The organism is Archangium gephyra, assembly GCF_042230915.1.
Classification (GTDB): Bacteria; Myxococcota; Myxococcia; order Myxococcales; family Myxococcaceae; genus Archangium; species Archangium gephyra_B.
The window spans coordinates 9,403,905-9,430,296 of record NZ_CP102578.1; the positions used below are offsets into that span (position 1 = coordinate 9,403,905).

A 26,392-nucleotide genomic window follows, 5' to 3' on the forward strand; every position below is an offset into this window, starting at 1 on the left:
AGAAGATGACGCCCTGCCCTCTCACCCGGGAACCGCCATGAACCCCACCGATCCCCGCATCACCCTCGAGCTCCGTGGACCGCTCGCCCTGCTCGGCATCAACCGCGCCGACAAGCGCAACGCCTTCGACGTCACGATGCTCCGGGCCTTCGCCGCGGCCATGACCGAGGCGGACCGTCATCCCGACGTGCGCTGCATGGTCGTGCTCGCGGAGGGAGATCATTTCTCCGCGGGGCTAGACCTGGCCAGCGTGGGGCCCGCCATCGCCAGCGGGGAGCGGCTCTTCCCCGAGGGCCTCATCGACCCGTGGGCCATCCAGGGAGAGGTGCGGACCAAGCCGCTCATCGTCGCCGTGCAGGGCCTGTGCTTCACGCTCGGCATCGAGCTCATCCTGGCGGCGGACATCTCCGTGGCCGCCGAGAGCACGCGCTTCGCTCAAATCGAAATCAAGCGCGGCCTCTTCCCGTTCGGCGGCGCCACGCTGCGCTTCCCCCAGGTGGCCGGCTGGGGCAACGCCATGCGCTGGCTGCTCACGGGTGACGAGTTCGACGCGAAGGAGGCCCACCGCATCGGGCTCGTCCAGGAGGTGGTCGCGCACGGCCAGCAACGCGAGCGGGCCCTGGCGCTCGCGGAGACGGTGGCGAAGCAGGCCCCGCTGGGAGTGAGGGCCACGCTCGACTCGGCGCGGCAGACCCTGGCCGAGGGGCCCGACGCCGCCCGGCGCGCCCTGCTGCCGAAGATACTCGAGCTGTCGGCCAGCGAGGATGCGCGCGAGGGCGTCCGCTCGTTCGTCGAGCGCCGCGAGGCCCGCTTCACGGGCCGCTAACGGGGCAGCTCCTTGGTGATGGTGAACCCCGTCGTCGAGAGCGGGCCCACGCCCTGGATCCACCGGTAGGTATAGGTCCCCACGATGAACAGCCCTTCCGACACCGGAACCGCGAGCGAGGCATTCGCCCCGTAGGACAGTTCTGGTTCTCCAATCGAAGCGACGATCGAGTTGCGGTAGGGCGTCCATCGGAAGAGCCCATTCACCCGGATGGACGAAGGAGCGGCCAGACCGCTCAGGGGCACGTCGAACGTGACGCCTCCCGCGAGGTCCAGCACCACCCCGAGCGAGTTGGCGAAGGAGCACTCTCCCGGCCTCGGGGATTGCACGCACGGGTCGCGAGGAATCGCGGAGCCGGACAGAGCGCCTCCCAGGTTGTAGCGGATCGGCGCACGGCGGCTGCGCGGTTGCGCCCCGAAAGCGCCCTCGATCACCCCCTCCAACGACAGGGACCGGGCATCCGGCACCTCGGGGATGAACCGCAGCCCGGGCGTCGTGCGGAACCGCACGGCCCAGTGGAAGCTCACGGGGTTGGTGGCACGCCGGACCGCATCCGCGACCGCCCCCGCCTGGAGGAAATCCTTGAGCCGCGATCGGTAGATTTGAAGCGCGATCTCCGCGGCGGCCACGAGTGCGTTCCTGCGCTCGGTGTCCTTCCACAGCCGGGCCCTGGCCTCGGGGGCAGTGGCCTCGTTGGCGGCCTCGAAGACGTCTCGCGCACTGCCATACGTGGCCAGGAGGTTCTGGGTGGCGAAATAGCCACTCCTGTTCTCCTCCTTGACCATGGCGATGTGACCGCTCGCGTCCGCCAGCCGGGCCATCCAGTCGTAGGCCGTCTCCTCGCCCCGGTGGGTGAAGGCGATTTCGGCGGAAGCCAGCTCGGGACTGGACGGCAAGGTGGACGCATCCGTCCCCGAGCCCGTTCCCACGGGCTGAATGGCCAGCACGCTGATGGCCAGGTTGCTGTGCCGGAAGAACGCATGGGGGCTCGTCGGATCGATGACCCCCGCGCCACCAAACGAGAGCCCGGGCTGCCCGGCCGTCGTGACCTGCGAGAGGCCCAACTGGATGCGTTGAGGCAGGGGAATGCCCGTGCCGGGAGCATTGAGGACCTGGGAGAGGATGGGCGATGCCGTCTCGAATCCACTCAGCGCATCCCGGAGCGTCCGCTCGAAGGGAATCGTCTGGGCATAGGGACTCACCAGCCCCACTCCGGGCGGAGGGACGAGCTCGGCCCTCCAGTCACAGGTGGAGAGGAGGGTATCGAGCGCCTCGAGAGCGGCGTCACGGGCCGCGTCCCGCTCCGCCTCCGTCAGCTCCTTGCCATCGGCCTTCTTGAGCGGGGCGTCCGAGGCCCCGGCCGAGAGCAACACACGAAGGTGGGAGGGGACTCCATCCAGAAGCGGCGTCGGGTCACAGGCGGACTGCGCGTGAGCAGCACCTGACGCGGCCAGCAGCGTGAGCACGAGACCTGGAAGTAGCGAACGCATGCTCACACCTCGACGCGGTAGTCGAGGACCACGCGTCCCTTCTGGGCATCGGACACAGCCGGTGGATGGGCGTTCTCTCCTCGCAGGGTCACCTCGAACGTGCGCTTCTGCCGGTCGATGACGCTGAGGGTATAGAAGCCGCGCTCTTCCGTCGGGAGGCGCTCCCCGGGCTTGCAATCTTTCGACACGTTCGGGCCCACGACGACCGCTCCACAATCGTTACTGGTCGTCTCGAACCAGAGCCTGCTTCCAGGCGCAACGATCACGACAACCCCCTCGTGCGAGTGTGAACGGCCACGGTACTCCCAGTGCGCCGGACGGCTCAAAACAAAACCGGGCTCACGCGCTGGCGGCCTCGCGAGCCAGGGGCTGAACGGCCGGGCATGCACTCACAGGTGACGGCTCCGTTCCCATACTCCCAGGGAGTCCTCGCACCGTTGAAGGGCTCCACGGAGGCGGCCATGAATCCATCCACCGAAACATTCCCGGACCCGCGGTCCATCAACGCCACCTATCAAGAAGGCCCTGGGAAGGAGCACGACCTCAAGGAGTGCGATCTCATCATGAAGGGAGGGGTGACGAGTGGGGTCGTCTACCCGCCCGCCATCCTCGACCTGGCGCGGCGCTACCGCTTCCGCTCGGTGGGAGGAACCTCCGCGGGAGCCATCGCGGCGGCGGCCGCGGCGGCGGCCGAGTATGGCCGGGAGAGGGCACCCGAGAGCACGAGCACCGGCTTCGCCGGCCTGTACGGCATGATGGAGGAACTGCAGCGGGAAGGCTTCCTCTTCAATCTCTTCCAGCCCGCCCCGGAAGCTCGCCCGCTCTTCGATACGCTCCTCCACGCCATGGAGCTCTTCGGCAAGTCCGGCACGGGACACCGGGGACGTCATCTCCTGGGCTTGCTGCAGGAGCTCCTGGAGGAGCCAGACGCGCCGAAGCCCCGCAAGCATCTCCCCTTCGTGACGCCCGAAGGTTCCGCCGCGCTGCTAGCCTGGCCCGCCCTTTCGCTCGTACGCTCGGTCTCCCGGCCCGTGAAGGCCCTGGCGGCCAGCTCGACGCTCTGGTCCATCGGCAAGCTCGTGCAGGGCCTGCTGGGCAGCTGGAACAAACTCAAGGGCGGCTTCAGCTACGTGATGGACAGGGAGCGCAGCTTCTTCGCCCTCTGCACCGGCATGCCACCAGAAGCGACCCTCGACGGGAACAAGGGAGCTCCGGCGCTGACGCCCTGGCTGCACGAGCGCCTCCAGCAGCTCGCGGGCCTCGCCCCCCACCAGGTCCTCACCATCGGCATGTTGCGCGGCAAGAAGCACCCCCTCACGGGCAACAACGCCGGCATCGACTTCCAGATGGTGACGACCAACCTGAGCCAGCGCCAGCCGTACACCCTCCATGGAGAGTCTCCCGAGGAGGTGGCTTTCAAGCCCCCTCGCCCCGAGGAGCTGGAAGCGGGCTACCTCTTCAAGGAGAGCGACATGCGCAAGCTCTTCCCCGACGAGATCGTGGAGTACCTCAAGACGTGGACGGATCCGAAGCTCCACCCGGAATACGCGGAGCAGTGGAAGCGGGACAAGGCCTTCTTCGAGGGATTCGCGCTCCCCGAGGGGTATTTCCACTTCCCACGCGGCAACGCGCTTCCCGTCGTGGTGGCCACGCGCATGAGCCTCAGCTTCCCACTGCTCCTCAGTGCGGTGCGGCTCTACACCCTCAAGTACGACACCCTGCATGACAAGAGAGGCACCGCGCAGGCGCCCTACACGCCCAGGACCGGCCAGGCCCAGGAGGACAACGACCTCCGGGAGAACTGGTTCAGCGACGGCGGTATCGCGAGCAACTTCCCCATCCACATCTTCGACGCCTGGCTGCCCAGCCGGCCCACGTTCGGCATCAATCTCGCGGACTCCCAGCTCCCCACCACGCTCACCGGACCGCGCGAGTCCCCCATCCATCGCCGTGAGGAGGATGTCTTCCTGCCCCAGCCCCGGGACATCGTCCCGCCCCAGGTCTACCCGATCCACCAGGTGTCCAGCTTCCTGGGGGCGATCTTCGACACCGCGCAGAACTACCGGGACAACACGCAGGCCCGGATGCCCAGCTACCGGGAACGGGTGGTGCAGGTGCGGCTCCAGGACGACGAAGGCGGGCTCAACCTGAAGATGAGCCCAGACACCATCAAGCGGGTCGCGGACAAGGGCCGGGAAGCCGCGCGGGCCCTGGAGCAATTCGACTTCAACGAGCATCGGTGGGTCCGCCTGCTCGTCCTGCTCGCGAAGCTCGAGCGCGAGTTCATCCGGCTGCGGGAGCGCTACGAGCAGGATGCCCTGGCGAGGGCCGCGAAGGGCGAGGGCACGGACCACGACGGATGGAAGGGCGAGATGGCCCGGCAATACGAATGGATCCTCAACAAGCAGCTCGACCAGCACGCGAAGGGGCATGACTGGTACCGCAGCAAGGGAGAGGAGTGGAACGCCCAGGCGCTGGAGCGCATGAAGGCGCTCATCGAGCTGATCTCCAGTTGGACAGCCACCGAGGAGGCCCAGAGGTCCGGTCCGCGCAAGTCCGCCACGGGCGAACAGCCGACCGACGAGGACGTCCTGAAGTACATCTTCGCCTACGACGCGCCCATCCCCGAGGGCATCCTGCGCGTGACGCCCGAGAATTGAACGCCCGCGGAGGAGCGGGGCCCTCCTCCGGATTCACTGCCCGCGCTTGCGGACGGAGATCTCCACGAGGAAGTCCGGGCCCCGCTCCGCGCCCGCCTCGGTCCGCGCCAGCACCGCGGGCCGGTCATCGCCCGTCCACAGGCCCAGCAAGTCGTACGTCATCCACTGCGCCAGCGAGCGCGCCACCCGCTGCGCTCCCTCGCGCGACACCGTCGAGAGCGACTCCTGTGCCTCCATCAGCCCTCGCACCAGCCGCGCGGGCACCATCCAGCACTCGGCGCGCAGCGAGGGCGGCACCAGGAACAGGCAGAACGAGGCCTCCGTCTGCCCCAGCAGCCCGTCCACCTGCTCGCGCCCGAGCCGGAGGTTCGGCGCCCACTCGCCCCGGTGCTCCAGCTTGCGCGCCAGCACCAGCACCGCGCGCTTCGTCTTCAGGAAGGAGTCCACGTCCACCTTCAGCACGAACGCCAGCTCCACTCCGGCCGGCCTCGCACTCTCCGGCGCCGGCTCTCCCTCCACGGGCTCCCGCGCCCTGCGGTACTGGAGGTCCAACTCCAGCGGCACCGGCTGCCCCTGCGAGAGGAGGATCGACAGGTCCGAGCGGATGCTCTCGAACTCGTGCTTCAGGTCCTCGAGCAGCCGCGTCACCAGCCGCGCCTCGTCCTCGCGGTAGTGCTCCGGGTAGCGCGCCGAGAAGTCCCGCTCCACGCGGCTGAACGCGCCCAGAAGCAGCTCCTCCAAATCCCGGTCCTTCAGCCACGTCCTGCCCCCGCCGAGCGTCATCGCCCCCGAGGCCCGCAGGTGGCGCAGGGCCCCTGTCAGGGTCGCGGGCGTCGCCGGCTCGGGTGCGGACTCGGACCCGTGGGCCAGCCACGCGTTGATGGCCCGCACGCGGAAGCGCACGCGCGTGGACGGATGCTCGCCCAGCCGGCGCAGCTGCCGCCGGTCCGTGCCCGTCTTCACCAGCGACAGCGTCACCAGCTCGGCCTCGGAGGCCGCCGCGTCCGGCGCGCACCACAGGAAGAACTCGATGGCCGCCTTGCGCAGCACCGGCTTCTTCGCGAAGCGCCGCGTCACCTCCTGCCTCCACGCGGCTAGGTCGTCCGCTCCGGGCCGGCGCTCCGACTCCACGCGCGGCCACAGGTCCGCGCACTCCTCGGCCAGCCAGTACAGGGCCTCGGCCACCGGCAGCTCCCGCACCCGCTCGCGCGCCCGGTTGCGCCGCTCGAAGGCATCCTCCGAGCCCTGGCGCAGCGCCACCCGGAAGATGCGCTCCTCCAGCCACAGCAGCACCAGCGCCAGGCCGGGCTCGCCCTTGGGCTTCAGGTGCTCCCAGCACTTGTCCGCCACCAACCGGTGCCGCTCGAGCTCCTGGTCCTCGTGGATGCTGGCCACCAGCGCCTGCAGGGCGCCTCGCAGGCCCTCCACCGGCGCCTCGAAGTACACCAGCAAGTCACTGAGGTTCTCGATGACCGCCAACGCTCCTCCCTCTTCGAGGTTCCTGGCCAGCAGCAGGCTCGCCCGGGTGCACCAGCGCGCCTCGCCCTTCCCGCTCGCGTAACACCCCAGGAAGCCGCGCAGCTCGCTCCGGCCCTCGGGCGAGGCCACCATCTGGAAGAGCTTCTCCTCCAGCACGTCGCGGCACTCGCGCCAGGGAATGCGCGCCGCCCGCTCCCGGATGAAGGTGACCAGCTTGTCCCGGCCCTCGCGCAGGTACGGCAGCAGTCCCCGGAGCTGATCCAACCGCCCGATGACCCGCCGCTCCGAGCCCAGCAGCACCTTCAGGTCCAGCTCCACCGTGTCGTGGAAGCGCAGCACCCGGCCGTCGAACGTGCAGCGCACGCCGCTCACCAGCTCCCGCAGCGCCTCGGGGTGGCGCTTGAGGTAGCGCGTCAGCACCTTGGAGACCTCGGCCCCCATCTGCTGCATGAGCGGCCCTACGGCCTCGTCCTGGCCCTGCGCATTCAGCGCCAGGACGAGCTGCTCCCGCCGGGAGATGAGCCGGTGGAGCAGCTCCCTCGGGGGCGCCGTGTAGGGCCACAGCAGCTCGCCGCTGTGTGCCAGCAGGAAGAGCAGCTCCCCGGGAGAGCGGTCGCCGGAGTCCAGCCGGGACCAGGCGGCGGTCTGCGCCATCTCGCGCTCGTCCAGGGTGGCGCTGCGCACCCACTCGGCGAGCCGCTCCGTCCACTGCGGACGCGACGACAGCACGGCGTCGGGGCTGGCCCCCGTCACCTGCTCATAGAGCGCCTGGATGGACTCAGGCCACTTGTCGTCACCGGGTTGCATGGTCGAGCGCGTGCGCTCACCGCCCTGCTACCACAGCTAATGGCGCAACGGGCTGATCCAGTCGCGGCTGGTACTCCCCGGCCAGTTGCTCCACCTCGGCCGCCAGGCGCTCGCCCTCGGTGAGCAGCCGGGCCTTGAGCCGCATCCGGCTCCCCAGCGTGAAGAACACGGACACGTCATGGAGCAACACCTGCCAGCGATCGGAGAAGTACAGTGTGAAGAGCGCCAGCGGCGGCACGCCCAGCAGCACCGGCAGCCCCAGCGGCGCCCCGCGCCACAGCCACGCCCCCACCGTCAACGCCCCCCACCACGCCAGCGACATCACCAACGCCGCGAGGAACTTCACCGTCGCCTGGATGTCCAGCTCGGACTTGCGGCTCGCCCACCTCGGGAAGAGGTAGGGCACGTAGAACAGCCCCAGCCCCAGGGCGAACAGCGGCATGCCGAAGGCGAGCAGCAGCAGGTTCTTCACCACGAAGCGCGCCACCGGGCCCGTGCGGTACTCCAGCGCCAGGTCCGTGGGGTCCGCCCGCACCAGCTCCAACCGGCGCTGGAAGGACATCATCTCCCCGCGCACCCGCTCGAAACGCTCGGGCTGCTCGGAGCGGAAGAGTTGCAGGCCCCGCGCCCAGTGGCGCAGCCGCTCCGGGTCCTGGGCCTCCTTGTTGCGGAAGGCGAAGAGCTGCTCGGCCAGCTGGATGAGCGGCAGATCCTCCCACTGGTCCAGGTTGAGCGTGACGGCCCGGAGCCCCTCGGCGATGCGCTCGGTGAGCCGGCGCACCGAGTCCCCCTCGCCCGCCGCGTCCGCGGGCAGGAAGTCCTTCACCTCGATGGGGGTGCCCATCTCGATGAGCACCTCGCTGTGGAAGAGGTTCTTGTCCGCGTACGTGAGGCCCACCGGGACGATGCGCACCGGGGCCCCCTGCTTCGCCGCCCCGAGCGCGATGCGCGCAGCCCCCGTCTTCAGCTCCGCCAGCGCGGGCTCCGAGTGGCTCTTGCCCTCGGGGAAGAGGGTGATGGCCCGGCCGGCCACCAGCGCCCCGCGCGCCGCATCCAGCGTCCCCTCGTTCTTGCCCATCTGCGAGGGGTCATCCTGCTTGCGGTACACCGGCAGCGCCCCGAGCCCCCGCAGCAGCCAGCCGATGACGGGAATGCGGAAGAGCGGCTCCTTGGCCAGGAACGTCACATGCCGGCGCGTGAGGATGAAGACGAGCGCCGGATCAATGAGACCATTGGGGTGATTGCCCACGAACATGACCGGGCCCTCGGGCTCGGCCGGGGGAGCATTCACCTTCACCCGGTAGAAGAGCCGAAGCGCCAGGGCCACCACCGCACGCACGAAGCTGTAGAACACGCGCGCAGTGTACACCGGGCCCTCCCTTCCCGGGGACAACCCCCGCCCGCCCGTCCGGAGGGGTCGCACCCCGGGTGCGAGAGCCCATTCGCCCGGTCCTGACGGCCCCAGGACGGCGCATCCGCGGCCCGCGAGCCCGCGCCCGCTGGGCTTGCGCGGCCACTGGGAGCCTCGTCATTCTCGCCCCTTCATGTCCGCCGCCCCTTCCACCCCGCTCCGGCTCGCGAGGGCCTCCGCGTTCCTCGTTCTCCTGGGCCTCGTCCTCGGACCGGGAGCACCCGCCGGTGCGTCACCGGAGACCACCCCCGAGGCCGCCCCCTTCGACGTCCGTCCGCCCGCTCCCTGGGTGCGGATGCTCTCCATCGAGGCGCGGGACGAGCGCCCCACGGGTGGCTCGCGGGGTGGGGTGCGCTACCCGCTCGTGGACCTCCAAACGCGCGTGAGTGCCCGCACGCAGGAGCGCTACGGCCACTACACGCGGCAGATCCTCAACGAGGGCGGAATCAGCGAAGCCGCGGAGATCTCCGTGAGCTTCGATCCCTCCTTCCAGCGGCTGACGCTCCATGGGGTGTGGTTGCACCGCGCGGGCGAGCGGCTCGACGTGTTCGAGCCCGCGGCGGTCAAGGTCATCCAGCAGGAGCACGAGCTGGCGCAGCGGCTCTACAACGGCACGCTCTCCGCCCTCATCTTCGTGAAGGACGTCCGCGTGGGCGACACGCTCGAGTACGCCTATACGGTGGAGGGACGCAATCCCGTGTTCGGGGACCGCTTCACCACCACGCTCTACACGAACCATGGCGTCCCGGTGGGGCACATGTACCAGCGGCTGCTGTGGCCCAAGGGGCGCACGCTGCACGTGAAGAACCATGGCACGGACTTCCAGCCCACCGTGAAGGACTCGGGCGAGGAGCGCGAGTACCTCTGGGAGCAGCGCGACGTGCCGGGGCTCGACGTCGATGACGCCCTGCCGTCCTGGTACGAGCCCTGGCCCTCCATCCAGCTCAGTGAGTACGCGAGCTGGCGGGATGTGGCGCGCTGGGCGGTGCCCCTCTACCAGCCGCCCTCGCCCCTGCCCCCGGCGCTGGCCCAGGAGGTGGAGCGGCTGCGCTCCGAGAACACCACCCCGTCCGCCCGCCTGCTGGCCGCGCTGCGCTTCGTGCAGGACCACGTGCGCTACCTGGGCATCGAGCTGGGGCCCAACACGCACCGCCCCCATGCGCCCGAGGAGGTGCTCGCGCAGCGCTTCGGCGACTGCAAGGACAAGTCGCTGCTGCTCGTCACGCTGCTGCGGGGCCTGGGCATCGAGGCTCGCACCGCCCTGGTGAACACGGAGCTGCAGCGCACGCTGGACACGCGGTTGCCCTCACCTGGCGTGTTCGATCACGTCATCGTCCAGGTGCGCCTGGACGGCCAGGACTACTGGATGGACCCCACCGCCACGCTGGAGCGGGGCCCGCTCTCCGAGCAGCGCACCCAGCCCTATGGCCGGGCCCTGATCATCGACGAAGCCACCGAGGCGCTGACGTCCATTCCCGCGCCCGAAGCCCCCGAGCCCACGATGGAGGTGGAGGAGCACTACGTCGAAGGCGCGGGCGAGAGCGGGATGGGGACGGCCCTGACCGTGCGGACGCGCTACCGGGGACAAGAGGCCAACAGCATGCGACGCACGCTGGCCACCGCGGCCCTGAAGGACCTGGAGCGCGAGTCCCTCAACTACTACGCCCGCACGGATCCGGAGCTTCGCGCCACGGCGCCCCTGAAGGTGACGGACGACCCGGAGCACAACGTGGTGACCGTGGAGGAGAGCTACGCCATCAACGCCTTCTGGAAGGACGGACAGCGCGACTTCGACGGCTCGAGCGTGGTGCGCTACCTGCAGCGGCCACGCATCGCCCGGCGCACCATGCCGCTGGCCGTCGAGCATCCCGTCCACGTGCTCCACCGGGTGCGCTTCCAGCTGAACAAGCCCCTCTCCCTGGATGGCGTCGACCGGGGCGAGGTGGACGGACCCGCGGGCCACTTCGAGTACGAGTACCAGCTCGATGACGGGGGCCAACTGTTGCTGCTCGACTTCCGCTACCGGAGCCTGGCGGACGCGGTGGAGCCCGCGCAGCTCACCGGGCACCTCGAGGCACTCGACAAGATGCACGCGCACCTCGGCTTCAGGGTGTGGCGCTCGGGAGGTGGCAGGGACACCCGGGCCATGGCGGCGTTCCTGTGGCCCTGGCTCGTGGGAGGGCTGAGCGTGGGCGCGCTCCTCATCTTCCTGGGCAGCGGCCCTCGCGCCAGGCTGGCGGAGCTGCGCGCATGGAGGCGCAAGCGGGCGTTCTCGCGCAAGTTCGAGTCGGGGGCTGGAGAGAGCCCCGCGCAGCCCATCGTGCTCACCTCCGAGGCGGAGGTGTCTCCGCAGGCGGCGCGGCTGCGCTGTGAGTGCGGAGCCAGTGGCGCGGCCGGGCCCCACCCGCCCCGCACCGAGGAGCTCATCCTGGGCGAGCAGCGCCTCATGGTGGCGAAATGGACGTGTGCCCGGTGTGGCCGCGCACGCCATGCCTACTTCGCGAAGCCGGGCTCGCGCGCGGCCTGAGCCAGGAGACGGCCCGGCACCAGGCCGCCTCACGCGTTGTGCGTGGACGCCAGGACGGGTCCTGTCATAGAGCAACCCCCCTCGAATTCGCCGTTGGCCGGACGGCGCTTGGGGGAGGTCACGACAAGATGTGCAGAGAGACTCGCTCCCGGTGGCTCGCGCTACTGGGGCTCGTACTCGTGGTGTCCGCATGTGGTGAGGAGAAGCCGGAGCCGGATGGGCTGCTCATCGAGCCCTCGCACCAGACCGTGGGGATCGCACCGGGAATCACGGTTCCCGTCCACGTGAAGCTCGATCGGACCGGGACACTCTCCGGTGCCATCCTGGTGACGGCCAGCGCCGGTCCCTCGGGGCTGACGGCGGAGCCCCTGGTGCTGACCGCGGAGGAGTCGGAGGGAGATCTCCACCTCCGGGTCAGCGAGCTCGCGGAGGTCGGGGCCCGGGGCCGGGTGCTGGTGCTCGCCCAGTCCGGGAGCGAGGCCTACAGCGCCTCCGTGGACGTGGAGGTCGTCGCGCCGGTGAAGGTGCGGGCCCAGTCTGAAAGCCCGTCGGTGACGCGCGGGCGGCCGGCCCAGGTGAAGGTGACCATCGAGCGTGCCGGCGGATTCGCTGGGCCCGTGCGGCTCGCCGTCCAGGGCCCGCCTGCTGGCATCTCGGTGGATACCCAGGAGCTCACGCTGGAGGCCGGCACCACCTCGGCGACCTTCGCATTCCGCACCAACTACATGACCCCCATCGCGACGCATCCCCTTACCTTCACCGCGGCGTCGAGCCGGTTCTCCGCCTCAACGACCGCGTTCCTGGAAGTGACGCGGCCGGACGGCATCTGGGATGAAGGCTTCGGGACCAACGGGAGCCTCACGCTCCCCGACAAACACCACATCTCGTCCCTGGTGACCCAGGCGGATGGCCGGATCGTCCTGGGCACGGGGAACTACGACACGAACCTGTGGATCCACCGGCTCGAGTTCGACGGGCGCCCGGACACGACGTTCGGACAGGCGGGAGTCGTCGAGCTGTCCCTCCCGGCTGGCTTCACCTACCACTCGGTCCCCAAGCTGCTGCTCCAGCCCGACGGGAAGCTGCTCGTCCTGATCACCTCCGCCAACAGTGCGTTCCTCTACCGCCTCAACCCGGACGGCACCCTGGACTCCTCGTTCGGCAGCGGGGGCCGGGCCACTGCCACCATCTACAGCCACGATGCGGTGCTGATGCTCCTGCCGGATGGAGCCTTCCTCCTGGCTGGCCGGACCTCCTCCTACGTGGAGTGCCAGCGGCTGAACCCGCAGGGGCTGAACGATGCGAGCTATGGATCGGGCCGGTTGATGCTCGTGGCCGACGACCTTCAACTGAACGCGGCCTTCGGAGCCTTCGTCGACGCACAGGGCCGCGCGGTGTTCGCGACCGGCTACCGCACCAGTGACGCGAGCATGGGAGGCCTCCGGGTGTTCCGGGCGACCCGCGAGGGGGTGGCGGATACCACGTTCGGGCCAGACGGACAGCGCACCTATCCCATGTCGCCGGACTTCAAACCCAACGCCTTCTCCCGGCTGGGAGACGGGTTCGTCGTGCTCGGCACTGTCACGAAGGACACCATGAAGCCTGGCGAGCAATGGCTCGTCCGGCTCGGGGAGCAGTCCGGGACGCTCGAATACCAGTGGACGAGCACCGGCATGTCCTGGTCCAACGCGGACAGAGCGCTCACGACGCTCTCGGACGGGCGCATCATGGCGATGATGTCCACCGGGCTGGTCCGGACGTTGCCCACGGGCGTGGTGGACACCCGCTTCGCGGACGTACTGACCTACGCGTGGGACGTCTTCACGGGCCAGGGGGACGCCGTCTACTCCGTGTCCGGCCCGAACATCCGGAGGCTGCTGCCCCCCGGCTGAGTTGCTTCGGCCCCCCGGAAATGACACGACCGGGCCCCCTGAAGAGGGACCCGGTCGCGGACTGCCTGGGCATTTGCCTGGCGGCGGTTCTACTCGGCCGCCGGGGCCGCTGCGGCCTCGCCGCGGGTACGGAACAGCGTGTACCCGATCGTCCCGGCGATCACGGACACGATGATGCCGACGCTCACCGGCAGCGGCACGTGCACGCCATACCCGGGCGCGATCGTGTTGGAGATGGCCGGGTACACGAGGCCCACGGTACCGTTCACGATCCGGCCCAGGTCCGGCAGGAGGATCTTCACGCCCGCGATCGCGAGCAGCAGGCCGATGCCCTGCTTCATATGGGAGAAGCGCTCCTGCATGTTCTCGATGAGGAAGTAGATGGCGCGCAGGCCGAGCACCGCGAGGACGTTCGAGGAGATCACGATCCAGAAGTTCTGGCTGATGGCCATGGCCGCCGGGAGGCTGTCGAAGGCGAACGGGACGTCGGTGCCCTCGACCACCAGCAGCGTGAGGAGCAGCAGCGTGCCGCGCTTCTTGCCGTCCACCACCGTGAAGAACTTGAGCCCGTCATAGCGATTCTCGAACCCGAGCCAGCGCTTGGACAGCCGCACCAGCCAGTTCTTCTGGAGCTCCGCGTGCTTCTCGTCCTCGGATCCCTCCTCGTCATCGAGGAAGAAGACCTTGAAGGCCGCCCAGAACAGGAACGCGGCGAAGAACCAGAGCAGCGGGCGCCAGACGGTGATGATCGCCGTGCCGCCGAGGATGATCGCACCGCGCATCAGCACGACGCCGATGATTCCCCAGCGCAGCAGCTTCGGGCGCGCCTCCGCCGGCGTGTTGAAGAGCCGGAAGATCAGGTAGAACATGAACAGGTTGTCGAGGGAGAGCGCCTTCTCCATCACGAACGCGCCGAAGAACTCCGCCGCCGGCTGCGCGCCCCAGGTGGCCCAGATGCCCACGTTGACGAGCATCGCGACGCCGACCCAGAAAAAGAAGTTCTGTATTGCTTGCCGCGTAGTCATAGCGGTCAGAGGCCTCCAAACAATTGCTACGGAAAGGGGTGGGTGTATCCCGAGCGGCGCCCGTCGGGCAATCTCGCACGGGGAGTGTGGGTGAAGGCGCGTCAGCATGAACGCGCCCGGTTTGCTGCCGAGGGAGCGGTGGCTCGCCAGGAGCGCCACCGCGTACCCCGCAATGAACGGGGCACGGCCAGAACCCGCCGTGCCCCGGGAGTGCGCTGACTAGGCCGCGATCCGGATGGGGATCTTGTGCTCGGCCGTCTCGCCGCCGACCGTCTCGTAACCGAGCTCGATCGTCGCCGTCGTCGGCTTGCCCACCACCTCGAAGCCGAGGTTCACCACGGCCGGCAGAACCTCGTAGCCGCTGAAGAAGTCGCCATCGGCGTAGCGGTTCGTCTTCGCATCGCCCACGCGGATCACCTTCTGATCGCAGCGCACGGAAGCCGTCCCGTTGGCGCCCGCGCAGATCACCGCGCTCTGGAACTCCTTCACCATGTGCTGCACCGTCGACTCGATCTCCGTGGCGGTGTCGAAGTCGATGCAGTCGATGAAGCCCGGGTACTTCTGCTCGAGCGCGTCATCCAGCTGCTTCAGGAACTTGAACTGGAGGTTGCCGAAGCCGGTGAAGTGCAGCTTGAAGCCGAACGGCTCCTCGCGCGTGTTGTACTTCTTGCCGAACTCCACGATGGAGCTCTCGACGGCGGCCTCGTCGTCGAACTCACCGTCGGTGAGGATGGAGATGAAGACGTTGGAGCTCTTCTTCTCCTCCTTCAGGCGCGTCACGATGTCGCGCAGCACGGGGGCGCACACCGTCTTGGTGCCCATCAGCTTCCGGGCGGTGCTGATCTCCACGTAGTCGGTGAGGAGCTGCTGCACCTCGCCCGGGGTGGTGATCGTGCCAACGTGCTTGAACGGCGCCTCGCGCAGCGAGTGCAGGTAGACGTCGATCCCGTCCTTGTCGTACGGGTTCAGGAACTTCACGACCTGGTCGACGATGTCGAAGATCTTCAGGTTCCGGTAGGCCGACGCGTACATGCTGAACGACGCGTCGAGCACGAGGACGATGTCGGTGCCGTCGACGATCGAGGCGCCACCGGTCTTGGTCGTGTCGGGGACGACCTCGACCTGAACCATGGTGTTGCCGTTGGGCAGCGGCTCCGAGTTCACCGTGAGCGACTTGATGCCGGGCGGCAGCGTCTGGGTGATGGCCGGAGCGGAGGAACCGCCCGAGTCCTTCTTCGCAAGTTTGGGCATGGGAGTACCTTGGGAAACGCGCGGTTTAGAGAGCGACCTGGGCCTTCACCTGGAAGTCGTCGCCCTCGGTGTCGGTGAACGCGATGTCGATGCCGAACGCCGTCGGCTTCGAATCGAAGTCGATGTCCAGGAGCAGCGCCTGCGGGACGCGCTCGAGCACCAGCATCTCGGGCTCGCCCACGCCGTTGTAGGCGTTGGTGATCTTCTTGGCCTTGGCGCCCTTGACCTCGACGGTGCCGTTGTTGCCCACCGTCATGAAGCCCTTCTCCAGCTCCTTGAAGATGAGCTGCGGCGACTGCTGGACGCGATCGGCCTTGTCGAAGGCGACGATGTCGATCGGCGCGACGCCGGAGAGCCCCTCGTCGAGCTCGTTCAGGTACTCCTCGTTCACGCCGTCACCGATGCCGAGGATGTGAATCCGGAACATGTTCGGATTCTTGGCCTGCGCGCACATCTTCGACATCTCGATGATCTTGCGCTTCACGTCATCGTCGTCGTTGAACGACCCGTCCGTGACGAGCTCGATGAAGAGGTTGCCATTGGGCTTGCGCTTCTTGATCACCGCGTCGAGCGCCGGGGCGCAGAGCGTCGCGAAGCCGAAGTCGTACTGGTCCAGCGCGAGCGCCTTGTCGAGCTGCGCACGGTCGGCGATCTGGCCGAGCTCGCGCGGGGCCACGACGGCCTTCACGTCCTCGAGCGTCGCGGTCTGCGACTGGATCTTCTGGATCACCTGGCGCATCCGGTTCATGTCGCGGGTGCTGGCCGAGTGCAGGAAGAAGTCGATCCCGTCGTCGTCGTACTCGAGCACGTGCTCGAGGATGTTCCACACGGCGCCCTGGATGGCACCGGACGCGTACAGCTCGCCCATGCTCGCGCTGGCGTCGATGAGGAACACGATGTCTGTGTTCGGCGCCGGCTGCGGCTTCAAATTCTTCTTGTTGAACTTGAGAGCGACCGAGACCGTGGAACCCTCCACGTTCAGGATCTCGAGCGACTCGAGATCCTCACCCGGCGCAAGCTTCTTCGGGTACTTTGCTGCCCCCCGCCCGAGAAGGTTGTCGAAGAACCCCATTCAGCAAACTCCATTTGGAAGTGAGGTTTCGGACGCTACCTGTATCGTCGAGGATTTGTCCATCCCGCCCGGGACCTCGCCGGTGGTGCTCGAATGACCCACGATCCGCACCCCCGTCGTGGGCGCGACGAGCAGGTCTCCCTGGGGACGCGGAACCTGAGAGGAATCCCGTATTCCGAGTGCAAGCGCGACGGACCACCAGGGGAAATTCACTCCGGAGCAGCACGCGTACAGCATCCCGCCCGACATGCGCGCGTTCAGCTCGAGGAGGCGCGGCCCGCCACGGCCGTCCCGGGTCTGTACATTGACAAGCCCGTTCAGCCGGTGCTTCGCGACGATCGCCGCCGCGAGCTCGATCGCGGCCCCCTCCACCTCGAGCACCTGGAACGCGCCACGTTTGCGACGCGAGACCGCGGCGATCAGCGTTCCATCCCTGGCGAGACAGTCCACGCTCCGCTCCAGCCCTGGCAGGTACTCCATCAATAACAACCGCCGCGGCTCACGTGCCGCCGCGAGCGCGCTTCGGAACGCATCGACGGCGACGGTCAGCCCGTTGCCGCCAATGAGAGCCTCGTAGGCGTCATGGTTCTCATTGAGGATGTGGAACCCGACCCCGAAGATGCCGACCGCGGGCTTGATGCACAGGCGCCGGTGACGCGGCCGCAACTCCGCCCAGGCCTCGTCGAACTCCGCGAGCGTACGGATGACACGGTACTCCGGCAGCGGAACGACCCCCTCGAGCGAGGCGTAGAAGAGATCCTTGCGCTCCGCGAGCGCGAGCACCTCCGGCGTGGCGGCCACCAAGACGCGCGTCCCCAGCTCCTCGAAGCGGGCCCGGTGCTCGGAGATGGCCTCGCGGTACCGGCCCGGAACGAACAGGTCCACGCCGCGCTCGCGGCACGTCTGGAGACACCACTCGACGTACTCCTCCGAGCGCATCCGCGAGGACTCGGGGAACGCGACGTCCGCGACCGCGAGCGATGGTGCCTCTGGCCGCGAGTGGCTCGAGAGCAGCTCGAGCTCCCGTGCGGTGTCCGCCTCCCGGATCAGTACGAGCGCATCGTGGACCGCGGAAATCCCCTCGTTGAACCACACCCGCTTCCGGCCAGTCGTCACGCGCTACGCCCCACCTTGTGTCTGGCTTCGGAGAGGCGTGCCGCCCCGGTGAGCCCGTACAGCTCCGCACGGGCGCGGATCATCTCCGCCCAGCGTGCGTGAGTTGCTTCCTCGCACATCGTGTCGTGCATCCGGAAGACCGCGGGCGCACCTTCGGCGAGCACGCGCTCCGCCATCTCGAGTTCCTCGGGCGAGACCGCGTACGCCGATTCGATGAGCGAGACCTGATCCGGATGGACCGCCGTCTTCCCGAACAGCCCGTGGGCGAGATCCCGCTCGACCTCCTCGAGCAGCACCTCGGGATGCGCGAGCCCCTCGAAGACCGGCGCCGTGAGCGGCAGCCCGTGCGGACGGAACGTGCCCGCGAGCATCGCGATCGTGGGCCCGACGGCGGTGTCGTAGATGGTCCGCCGCGGCGACCGCCGGACCCCGAGCAGGTTCAACAGATCGTTCCCGCCAATCCGCAGCGCGAGGATCCGGGGCCGGATCGTCTCGGCCATCAGGAGCCGCTGCAGGTGGCGCATCTCCACCTGATCGAACGCCTCGGCCGTCTCGAGCGTCGGCATCACGAGGAAGCGGGTGCCCTCGAGCTCCGTGAGATACTCGGGAAGGTTGTGCCGCGTCACCTTGGGCAGCACGAACCCATCGATGCGCTCGATGCCCGGCATGGGGAGGATGCGCCGCAACACGTCGGCGTTCCGCACCCGGATGAACCGCCGCGTGTGGGGGCGCGGCCCGAACCGGGGCAGCACCGTGGCGAGCTGCTCCAGGGCACGCTCCAGGTCGTCCGCGCGGATCGAATCCTCGGTGCAGAAGATCACGGAGCGCAGCTCCGGGTGGCGCAAGCCATTGGCGATCGCGAGCAGGTCGCACCGGCTCGCGGGGACGTACAGCGACGCACCGAGCTCGAGCGCGCTCATTCGGCCCCCTTCGTGGCGCGGATGATCGTAGCCGCGCGATACGGCATCGCGGGCTCGACCTGGATGGCGACCTCCCGACGCCGCGCGAGATGCACGAGGTGGCGCACGTCCGCGTCGTCCGGATCCCGGAGAATCAACCGGTCCGGGACACGGCGCAGGAGGGCACGTGTCGACTCGCTGATGCCGGGCTTGATGCGTAGGGGATCCGAGATTCCCCAGCGCGACTGCGTCTCCGCCATGAACGCGGCCGATACGGAGCGCAGCCCTGCGCGATGCGCCTCGGTCCACGCGAGCGGAGCGGCCGGCTCCGTCCGGAGCGCCTCGATGCGCGCGGTGAGCGCGTCCACGAACCAGCGAGAGAGATCCGCCGGCGCGAGGTGCTCGTAGTGGACGCAGGCGTGGAACTCGCCCGGACCGACGCAGGCGTCGTTCAGGATCGTCCGGCTGATCAGCCCAGAGACGGTCGCGTTCAAGATGGAGGACGGAATCAGGTAGTCCTCGGAGGTCGCCGCGAGCCTCGCGACGCCCGCGAGATCGGCGAGCACCACCACGGACGCATCGAGCACCACGCCCCGGCTTCGCGCGTAGCGCCCAACGGACCGCTCGAGCTCCTCCGCGATCGCGCCCTTCCCGGTCCAACCATCGACGAACACCAGGTCGCTCGCCGCGTGCCGCTCGAGGATGTGATCGAGCGCGACCTCGTCAATGCCCCGGTCACGGATGATGGAGATGGAGTAGTGGACCGCGCGTCGGCCCTGCATCTCCGCGGCGCGCCGGAGAAGCACGCCAATCGGCGTTCCCGCGCGGGCGAGGCTCACCAGCACGAGCTCCCGCCCCGGCCGCTCGGCGAGCGCGCGAGAGAGGCGGACGAGCTCGGATGCGAGCCGGTGAGCGTTGCGATCGAACGCGGCCTGGAAGAGCGCGAGGTACTCGCCGTCGGGCGGCGACTCGGTGCCGATGAGCTCCGAGTAGTGGCGCCGGCCGGATTGGATGAGCCGCTCCTTCTCCTCGACCGGCGTTGGCGCGAGCTGGACGGGGCGGAGCAGGAACGTGACGTCCCGCGATTCGTAGCTGCCGCTGAACGTCATCGGCTTGCCTCGAGCATCCGCGCGAAGAGCTGGGATTGCGCGGGAGTCAGGACGTAATCACAGACCGCGAGAAAAGGTGCGTCGGAGAAGCTGTCGCCCGCCCCAAGCACGAACGCGTGGGGCGCCGCGAGATGCTCGAGGAACCACGTGACCGCCTTCTCCTTTCCGAGGAAGCCGGGCAGCACCGCGAGGTTGTTGTCGTTCAGGCCGATGCGCCAGCCCTCGGGCAGGTGGCGCTCCACGAACGGGACCAGGGACGCCAGTGCCGCCGCGTCGTCCGCGTTGTGTTTGATCGAGAGGTACAGCTCGAGCCCGTCATCCGCGACCGGGCGCGCCCGCACGTCGACGCCCACGCGAGAGGCCTCGACCCGGATCGCCTCGAGCAGACCGCCGAGCCTGGGAAGCGCGGCGCGCGCCTGTTCCTCGATGTGCGCGCGCCAACGCGGCTCGGGGCTGCCGTCGGGGCGCAGGATGAGACCGCCGAAGGAGCAGATGGCATGGTCCGCGAAACCCAGACGGACCCGGCCGAGCGCCGCCGCGTTGCGGCCCGTCGTCGGCACGATCACCGCGTCACGCGAGAGCCAATCGAAGAAGGCGCGCTGGCGGCCCGTCATGAATGAGAGCGCCACGCCATCGCTCCGGTAGGCGATGGGCTCCGCGTTCAGGTCGGGCGTCTTGCGGCGCGAGCAGAAGAGCGTGTCGTCGAGGTCGACGAAGACGAGCGGTCCACCAGTCATGAGAAGGAGACCACCCTGGCGCCGAGAGCGCGGATCAACTCCGGTTGTACGGTGTCCGCTGGCGTCTCGTAGCAGATGATCACGTCGTCGTAGTCACCGGGCCGCACGTTGTAGACGTAGTTGTCGATCCCGTCCGCGTAGTTGTCGTGGAACTGGAGCGCGCACCCGATGGCGTCGCCCACGAGCGCGGGCGAGCGCGTCGTCGCCTGGCACCAGACCTGCGCCCCCGCCTGTTCGAGTTCGGCCGCGAGGAGGTACGGCGGGTACACGAACTCTCCGGTCCCGAGAACGAGCACGCGGCGCCCCTTTCCACCCGGCAGGGACACGTCCGGCAGGGAGCCGGCGGCCTTTCCCGCGAGCAGGCCGAACCGCCCGTCATTGCGCGAGATCAGCGCGTCCTTGAGCTCGCCGGAGCCCTCGGCGCGCGGCATCGCGATGGGTGGACGGTCCGCGGGAGTGAATGCGTATTCGCCCTCGAGCAACGAGATGTCGTGCGACCGCAAGCCCTCCGGCAGGGCCACGCGAGGTGACGCCACCGGCCGCCAATCCGTGATGACCGCGAATGCGACGTGTTCGAGCGCCGGGAGTTCCCGCCGGAACGCGGTCACGATGTTCGCGAACGTCCGCCCCGTGCTCGCCTCGTCATCGACCACGACCAGGGACCGCGCGGCACGCATCAACCCGTCCGCACGCGCGTCCTCCGGGCGGTACACGAGGTGCGCGCTCGCGTGGCTATGCTCCTCGGAGAAGCGGAACGCGACGGGGCGGCTCAGGTGGTAGCGCGTCGATTGGAGGAAGAGCACGTCCTCGCGCCCTGTCGCCCGCACGTACTCTTCGAAGACACCCCGGCCGAGCGCAATCGCGGTCTCCGCCAGCCCGAGCACCACGACGGGGCCGGGCAGGTCGTCCGGGAGCTTCCGCGCGAGCCGCCGGTGGACGTCGCGCATCGTCGAGGGACGCACGGGCAGGTGCCGCCCGAGCACCTTGGAGACGAAGAGGAATCCACGCCGCGGGTTGCGCCGCGCCCCGAAACCGCAGAGCACATCCAACGGGAGATCCGCGCGGCGGACCGACACGTCCAGACGGCCGGTCGGCAACGAGACGGAAATGGATTCGTGCACGCGCTGGGCCCCCCCTCGCGGGCAAGCTACCAAACCTGCCCGGCCCAAGTCACCGCCCGTGGCGGTTCACCACGCGAGCTCGAACTTCCGGCTCGTTCCCCCGAGGTCGTCGAAGGAGATCGTTACGCGCATCGAGCCGCCGCCGCCCTCGATGCCCAGCTCGAGGCCCTGCGGCACGACACTGTACGCATCGAGCCTCGCGCCGTCGCGGAAGCGGCCCGTGTGCGCGTCGCCCAGGCGGACGGAGCCCGCCCCGTGCCCCTCGAGCACCACCTTGCCATCCGAGCCGACACACAGCAGCGAGCGATGGAACGCCTGGAGCACCATGTCGATCGCCGCGTCCGGGGTCGCCACGGTCCGCTCCGAGTACGCGCCGAAGAGCTTCCCCGCCCTGTCGGCTACGGGATCTCCCGTACGTTTCTCCACGTGGTCCACCTCGATGGAGATCTCGTGGAGGCCGAGCATGTACGGCTCGTCGAAGCTGTTGCGCTGTGTCGCCTCGCTCCGGAACCATGACGCGACCTCGGTCCGGTCCGCGAACGGCCCCGCCCCCAGGAGCGCGATCTGCACATTCGCCCCAGGTGTCGCGAGCCCGCGCTGGATCTGCTGGAGCGCCGGAAGCACGTTGCGGTCCATGCCCATCGCCGCGCGCGCCAGCGACGCATCGCTGAACCGCGCGCCCACCGCGGTCGCGTCGTTCTTCGTCTTGAGCAGCCCCACGTACTCGGACGGTCCCTTCTTCAGGCCCGCGAGGTAGAGGTGCACGCCCTCCGCGCCGCCCGCCACGACCTGCTGCACGAGCTTGCCCAGCGCGGCCGGCATCTGCCCGGAGCGCCACCACGGCGCGTACGTGCGGAACGCCGCGTCCACGACGACCGCCACGCGCGCGCCCTCGATGAGGCACGTCCCGCCCAGGACCGACGGCGAGAAATCCACCGAGAGCAGGTGCCGCGTCGTCTGCCCCACCGAGAGCTTCCGGCAGGAGGCCGCCGCGACGCCCGGCGGGAGCTTGCTCAACCTCACCGTGTTCCACGTCGACATCCCCGCGTCCGGGGAGTCGAGGATCCGCCGCACGAGGTTGCTCGGCCGCGCGAAGTTCAGGTTCTGCCCGGTGGCGTGCGTGAACGAGTTCACCCCGACGAGCTCACCCTCCATGTTCAGCAGCGGCCCGCCCGAGTTGCCCGGGGAGATGGGCGCGCTGATCTGGATGACGTTCTCGCGGTGCGCGCTCACGGAGCCGTTCGTCATCGTCCACACGAGGCCGTGCGGGTTGCCGATGCAGACGACATCGTCCCCCGGGAACAGGTTCGACGAGTCACCGAGCGGAATGAAGCGGTACGGCGTCGGCCGCTGCTCGAGCTGCAGGAACGCGATGTCGATCTCCGGCACCTGGTGCAGCACCTTGCAGCGGATGGCCTCGTGCTTGTGCTTCTTCAGGAAGGCGGGCAGGTGGTCGGACGTCTGCGCTCCTCCGCCGGGCGGCATCACGAAACACTGGATGGTGTCCTGTGCCTGGAGCGCGTCCTCGATGACGTGGTGGTTCGTCACCGCGAGGCCGGTCTCGCTGATCACCACGCCCGAGCCGATGCTCTCCGGGCCGTCCTTGCCCTGCAGCACGATGAGCAGCGTCGCGGGCGCTGCGGTCTCGTAGATCTCACGCTTGGTCATCGCCGACACGATCACTCCGTGACGCCGCAAGCCTCGACAGGCGAGTCCATCTCCCCCCCTGGGTGCGGCACCTGGAAGGATACCCGACTGCGCCCGGGGGGGAAGCAGGGGGTGGCCCGGAAGGTGGCTCAGAAGGTGACTTAGAAGGTGCCGATGCTGAAGTGGAACTGCACCAGCGGCTCGTTGAGCGTCTCGTCCGGGTCCAGGTTGACGCCGACGTCGAAGGACAGCGGGCCCACCGGCGTCTGGTAGCGCGCGCCCACGCCCGTCGAGTAGCGCAGCACGCCAAACTGGTACTGCTCCAGGTCTTCCCAGAGGTTGCCCGCCTCCAGGAAGAGGCCCACGTCGAACGAGGAGCCCACCGGAATGCGCAGCTCGCCCTTGGCCAGGGTGAACACCTGCCCGCCTTCACTGGTGGGCGGCTGGCCGGCGAGGATGGTCAGCAACTCCGGAGAACAGCCGGCCGGGTGGACCAGCGAGCGGCAATCCGCCAACTGCCGCCGCAGCGACGTGCGCCGGTCCTCGCCGAGGATGCCGTCTTCCCGGAAGCCGCGCAGGCTGGAGGAGCCGCCCAGGTAGAAGCGCTTGGAGCCGATGACCCACGAGTCCTGCTCCAGGGGCACGATGGTGCCGCCGCGCAGGGACAGCGCGAACACCGCCCGGGACGGCAGCGGCACGTAGCCACTCACGTTCCCCATCAGCTTCACGCCGTTGATGGGCTGGGGCTCCGTGGGCTCGCCGCTGGCGGTCGTCGGCAGCGAGCGGATGTCCCGCATCAGCTCGGCACTGGTGGAAACCACCAGGCCCTTGCGCGGGTTGGCCGGGTCATCCCGCAGGTCCACCGAGGCCGTCGAGCGCAGCGAATTCAGGATGAAGAAGCCGGTGGGGAAGCGCAGCCGCTCCTGGTCCGCGCGGCTCGGCGCGGTGAGCTGCCGGTCTCCGCGCTCCAGCAGGTTGCCTTCCAGCTCGTACTGCAACCCGAAGCTCAGCCAGCGCGTCGCCGACCAGTCCAGGCCCGCCACCGCGGCGGCTCGGGTAGAGAGGTAGGAGGGCCGGTGCACGCGCTCGCCGATGAGGTCGAAGCGGGCACCCACCTCCAGGGGCAGCAGGCCATAGAGCCGGGGCTGGGCCGCCGACAGCACCGCGCGCCCACCGAAGTCACTCACCCAGGCATACGGCTCGGGCGCCTTGCACTCCTCCGGCACCGCCGTGCAGCGGGTCCGGGCGAGCGCGGCCTTCTCCCAGCCCTGCGCGCTCCACCCGATGTAGTTGAGCTTCAACCGGCCCGACAGGTTGAGCCCGCGCCCGTCCACGTTGGAGCGCGACACGTCCAGTCCCAGGCGAGGGCCTTCCGCCAGGAAGTAGCCACCGGCGACCTCGCCCTCCCAGCGGGGGCGCTCCCGCACCTCGACGATGATGTCCTTGCTGGCCTCGGGCACGTCCGGCTTGTCCAGGCGCACCGTGGCCTGCCGGAAGATGTTGAGGAGCGTGAGCCGGCGCTGGCTCTCGTAGAGCTTGTCCGGGTCCAGCACCTCGTCCTCCTTGAGGCGCACCGTGGCCCGCACCACCTCCTCGTTGGTGCGGGGCGTGCCGTGCACGGTGATGCGGCCCACCGTCACCCGGGGCCCCGGCTCCAGACGGTAGAGGAGGCTCACGCCCTTGGCGGCGAGGCTCGGCTCCGCGTCCGCGCGGGCGAAGAGGTAGCCCTTGCGCGCCAGCGCCGTGACGAGCGCCTGCTGCCCGCGCTCCACCGCGCCGCGGCTCATCGGCTCGCCCACCTTCACGGGCACCAGTGCCCGCCCGTCGAAGCCCTGCGGCCCGCCCTCGACACGCACCTCGGCCACGCGCGTCTGCGGCCCCTCGTGCACGTCGAACCAGGCCACCGCCGAGCGCCCGCCCACCTCCACCTGCAGCTTGGTGAAGCGCACCCAGGCCTCCAGGAAGCCCCGCTCGCGGTAGGCCTCCGCCATCAACTCCGCCGCGTCCCGCCAGGCCTCCTCCACGAAGACGGTGGCTGGATCATGCACCCACTCCGCAGGCCCCAGGTGGCGCTTGCCCGGCCCCATCTCCACCGCGTCCGCCAGCAGCGACTGCGTGGCCGGCTGGGGCTCGTTGGAGCGGATGTGCTCGGTGAGCATCTCGCGCAGCGCCTCGTTGGGGAGGACCTTGTTGCCCCGGAAGATGACGCGCCGCACGCGCAGCGGGTGGCCCTCCTCGATGTCGAAGGCGAGCACCGCCGCCTCGCCGTCCGGGCGCACCACCTCGCGCGTCTCCACGTGCACGTCGTTGAAGCCGCGGTAGCGGTAGAAGGCCTCCAGCCGCCGCGCCAGCCGCGCCATCGTCTGGGAGTCCAACGGCTCCGAGCCGTCATAGGCGAGTATCCGCGCCAGCAGCGTGTCCGAGAAGCGGTGGTTGCCGTGGAAGTGGAAGGTGAAACGCGGCCCGGCGGAGATGGGCACCACCACCGTCGCCGCCTCGCCCTCCCCCTTCTGCTTGGGCTGTCCCACCGTGGCGCGCCAGTAGCCGCGCGAGCGCAGCAGCGTCCGCAGCCGCTCCAGTCCGGACTCCAGGCCACCGCGGTCCAGCACGCCGCCCACCCGCAGGCCCAGCGTGGAGAGCAGCTCGGGCAGTGGCAGACCGGGGCTCCCCGTCACCGAGACAGCCGCCACCCGCGTGGGCTTGCCCTCGAAGACGGTGAAGACCAGCGCCACGCCTTTGTCCACGGACTCGCGCGTGACCTGGATGCGCGCGTCGTTGTAGCCCTGGCGCTCGTACGCGCGGGTCAGGCCCTTGAGCGCCGTCCGCAGCACGTCCTCGTCCAGCAGACTGTTCTGCTCGTTGTTCTGCTCTTTCTTCTGCTCGTCTTTCTGCTCGACGCCATGCGCGCGCAGCACCGCCCGGAGCGCCTCGTCACTCAGGACGACGTTGCCCTCCACGTCGATGCGGCGGATGCGCGCCAGGGAGGTGAGCTCGAACACCACGCGCACGCCCTCGGGCACCTCCACCGTGCGCACGACGATGTCGGAGAAGCGCCCGCTGGTCCACAGCCGCTCCACCGAGCGGCGCACCGCGCGGGCCGACAGCACCTGTCCCTTGCGCACCGCCAGCTGCTCCGCCAGCCCCGCCGAGTCCTCCTCCGCGGACAGGTGCAGCTCCACCGCCACCACCGTGGGGCCGGCCGGGAGCGCCGGGCGCACGGGGATCGGCGCCGTCTCGGTGGCTTGCGCCCCGACGGACTTCGCCGGCTCCACCGCCTTCGCCGGCTGCGCCATCGCGGCACCGGCCAGCAGCAGGCAGAGCAC

18 protein-coding genes are annotated in these 26,392 nt (G+C 69.3%); 4 read left to right on the forward strand and 14 right to left on the reverse strand.

The window, feature by feature from the left end:
• The first annotated feature begins 37 nt into the window (after positions 1-37).
• Positions 38-826 (forward strand): crotonase/enoyl-CoA hydratase family protein, encoded by a 789-nt coding sequence (locus NR798_RS37020; RefSeq protein WP_375767267.1) that lies wholly within the window; start codon positions 38-40, stop codon positions 824-826.
• Here NR798_RS37020 and NR798_RS37025 read toward each other — a convergent pair.
• Positions 823-2,316: a hypothetical protein gene (locus NR798_RS37025; RefSeq protein WP_375767268.1), complete on the reverse strand. Its 1,494-nt coding sequence runs from the start codon at positions 2,314-2,316 to the stop codon at positions 823-825. The genes NR798_RS37020 and NR798_RS37025 overlap by 4 nt on opposite strands.
• 2 nt (positions 2,317-2,318) lie before the next feature.
• Positions 2,319-2,516 carry a hypothetical protein gene (locus NR798_RS37030; RefSeq protein ID WP_375767269.1) on the reverse strand — a complete coding sequence of 66 codons (198 nt, stop codon included), beginning with the start codon at positions 2,514-2,516 and terminating at the stop codon, positions 2,319-2,321.
• Between the two features lie 261 nt (positions 2,517-2,777).
• Between NR798_RS37030 and NR798_RS37035 the strand changes: the two genes are divergently transcribed.
• Positions 2,778-4,976 carry a hypothetical protein gene (locus NR798_RS37035; RefSeq protein ID WP_375767270.1) on the forward strand — a complete coding sequence of 733 codons (2,199 nt, stop codon included), beginning with the start codon at positions 2,778-2,780 and terminating at the stop codon, positions 4,974-4,976.
• A 33-nt stretch (positions 4,977-5,009) separates the two neighbouring features.
• On the opposite strand, the gene NR798_RS37040 is transcribed toward NR798_RS37035, so the two are convergent.
• Both NR798_RS37040 and NR798_RS37045 read right to left on the reverse strand, forming a co-directional pair.
• Positions 5,010-7,262, reverse strand: coding sequence for a hypothetical protein (locus NR798_RS37040; RefSeq protein WP_375767271.1), 2,253 nt, complete (start codon positions 7,260-7,262; stop codon positions 5,010-5,012).
• A gap of 16 nt (positions 7,263-7,278) precedes the next feature.
• Positions 7,279-8,616: a lysophospholipid acyltransferase family protein gene (locus NR798_RS37045; protein ID WP_375773883.1), complete on the reverse strand. Its 1,338-nt coding sequence runs from the start codon at positions 8,614-8,616 to the stop codon at positions 7,279-7,281.
• A gap of 190 nt (positions 8,617-8,806) precedes the next feature.
• On the opposite strand from NR798_RS37045, the gene NR798_RS37050 reads away from it, so the two are divergent.
• Both NR798_RS37050 and NR798_RS37055 read left to right on the forward strand, forming a co-directional pair.
• Positions 8,807-11,200 (forward strand): DUF3857 domain-containing transglutaminase family protein, encoded by a 2,394-nt coding sequence (locus NR798_RS37050; RefSeq protein WP_375767272.1) that lies wholly within the window; start codon positions 8,807-8,809, stop codon positions 11,198-11,200.
• Positions 11,201-11,328: 128 nt separating this feature from the next.
• Positions 11,329-13,092 (forward strand): hypothetical protein, encoded by a 1,764-nt coding sequence (locus NR798_RS37055; protein ID WP_375767273.1) that lies wholly within the window; start codon positions 11,329-11,331, stop codon positions 13,090-13,092.
• Between the two features lie 89 nt (positions 13,093-13,181).
• Here the strand turns inward: NR798_RS37055 and NR798_RS37060 are convergent, their stop codons facing one another.
• From NR798_RS37060 to NR798_RS37105, 10 genes are all read right to left on the reverse strand, one after another.
• Entirely contained in the window at positions 13,182-14,225 is a 1,044-nt protein-coding gene (locus NR798_RS37060) for a TerC/Alx family metal homeostasis membrane protein (protein ID WP_375773884.1), read from the reverse strand.
• Between the two features lie 111 nt (positions 14,226-14,336).
• Positions 14,337-15,368 carry a VWA domain-containing protein gene (locus NR798_RS37065; RefSeq protein WP_375767274.1) on the reverse strand — a complete coding sequence of 344 codons (1,032 nt, stop codon included), beginning with the start codon at positions 15,366-15,368 and terminating at the stop codon, positions 14,337-14,339.
• Positions 15,369-15,393: 25 nt separating this feature from the next.
• On the reverse strand, positions 15,394-16,440 hold the full coding sequence (locus NR798_RS37070) for a VWA domain-containing protein (RefSeq protein ID WP_375767275.1): 1,047 nt from the start codon (positions 16,438-16,440) through the stop codon (positions 15,394-15,396).
• Entirely contained in the window at positions 16,441-17,535 is a 1,095-nt protein-coding gene (locus tag NR798_RS37075; protein WP_375767276.1) for an ATP-grasp domain-containing protein, read from the reverse strand.
• Positions 17,536-17,552: 17 nt separating this feature from the next.
• Positions 17,553-18,476, reverse strand: a complete 924-nt coding sequence (locus NR798_RS37080) for an HpcH/HpaI aldolase/citrate lyase family protein (RefSeq protein ID WP_375767277.1) — start codon at positions 18,474-18,476, stop codon at positions 17,553-17,555.
• Entirely contained in the window at positions 18,473-19,564 is a 1,092-nt protein-coding gene (locus NR798_RS37085; RefSeq protein ID WP_375767278.1) for a cysteine protease StiP family protein, read from the reverse strand. The genes NR798_RS37080 and NR798_RS37085 overlap by 4 nt, the downstream gene beginning before the upstream one ends.
• The gene (locus NR798_RS37090; protein ID WP_375767279.1) at positions 19,561-20,301 is read right to left on the reverse strand and encodes a hypothetical protein; all 741 of its coding nucleotides are present in this window, start codon (positions 20,299-20,301) and stop codon (positions 19,561-19,563) included. Before NR798_RS37090 ends, NR798_RS37085 begins: the two co-directional genes overlap by 4 nt.
• Positions 20,298-21,422, reverse strand: a complete 1,125-nt coding sequence (locus NR798_RS37095) for a phosphoribosyltransferase domain-containing protein (RefSeq protein ID WP_375767280.1) — start codon at positions 21,420-21,422, stop codon at positions 20,298-20,300. Before NR798_RS37095 ends, NR798_RS37090 begins: the two co-directional genes overlap by 4 nt.
• Before the next feature lie 66 nt (positions 21,423-21,488).
• On the reverse strand, positions 21,489-23,090 hold the full coding sequence (locus NR798_RS37100) for a S1C family serine protease (protein ID WP_375767281.1): 1,602 nt from the start codon (positions 23,088-23,090) through the stop codon (positions 21,489-21,491).
• Between the two features lie 140 nt (positions 23,091-23,230).
• Positions 23,231-26,392, reverse strand: a complete 3,162-nt coding sequence (locus NR798_RS37105) for a POTRA domain-containing protein (RefSeq protein WP_375767282.1) — start codon at positions 26,390-26,392, stop codon at positions 23,231-23,233.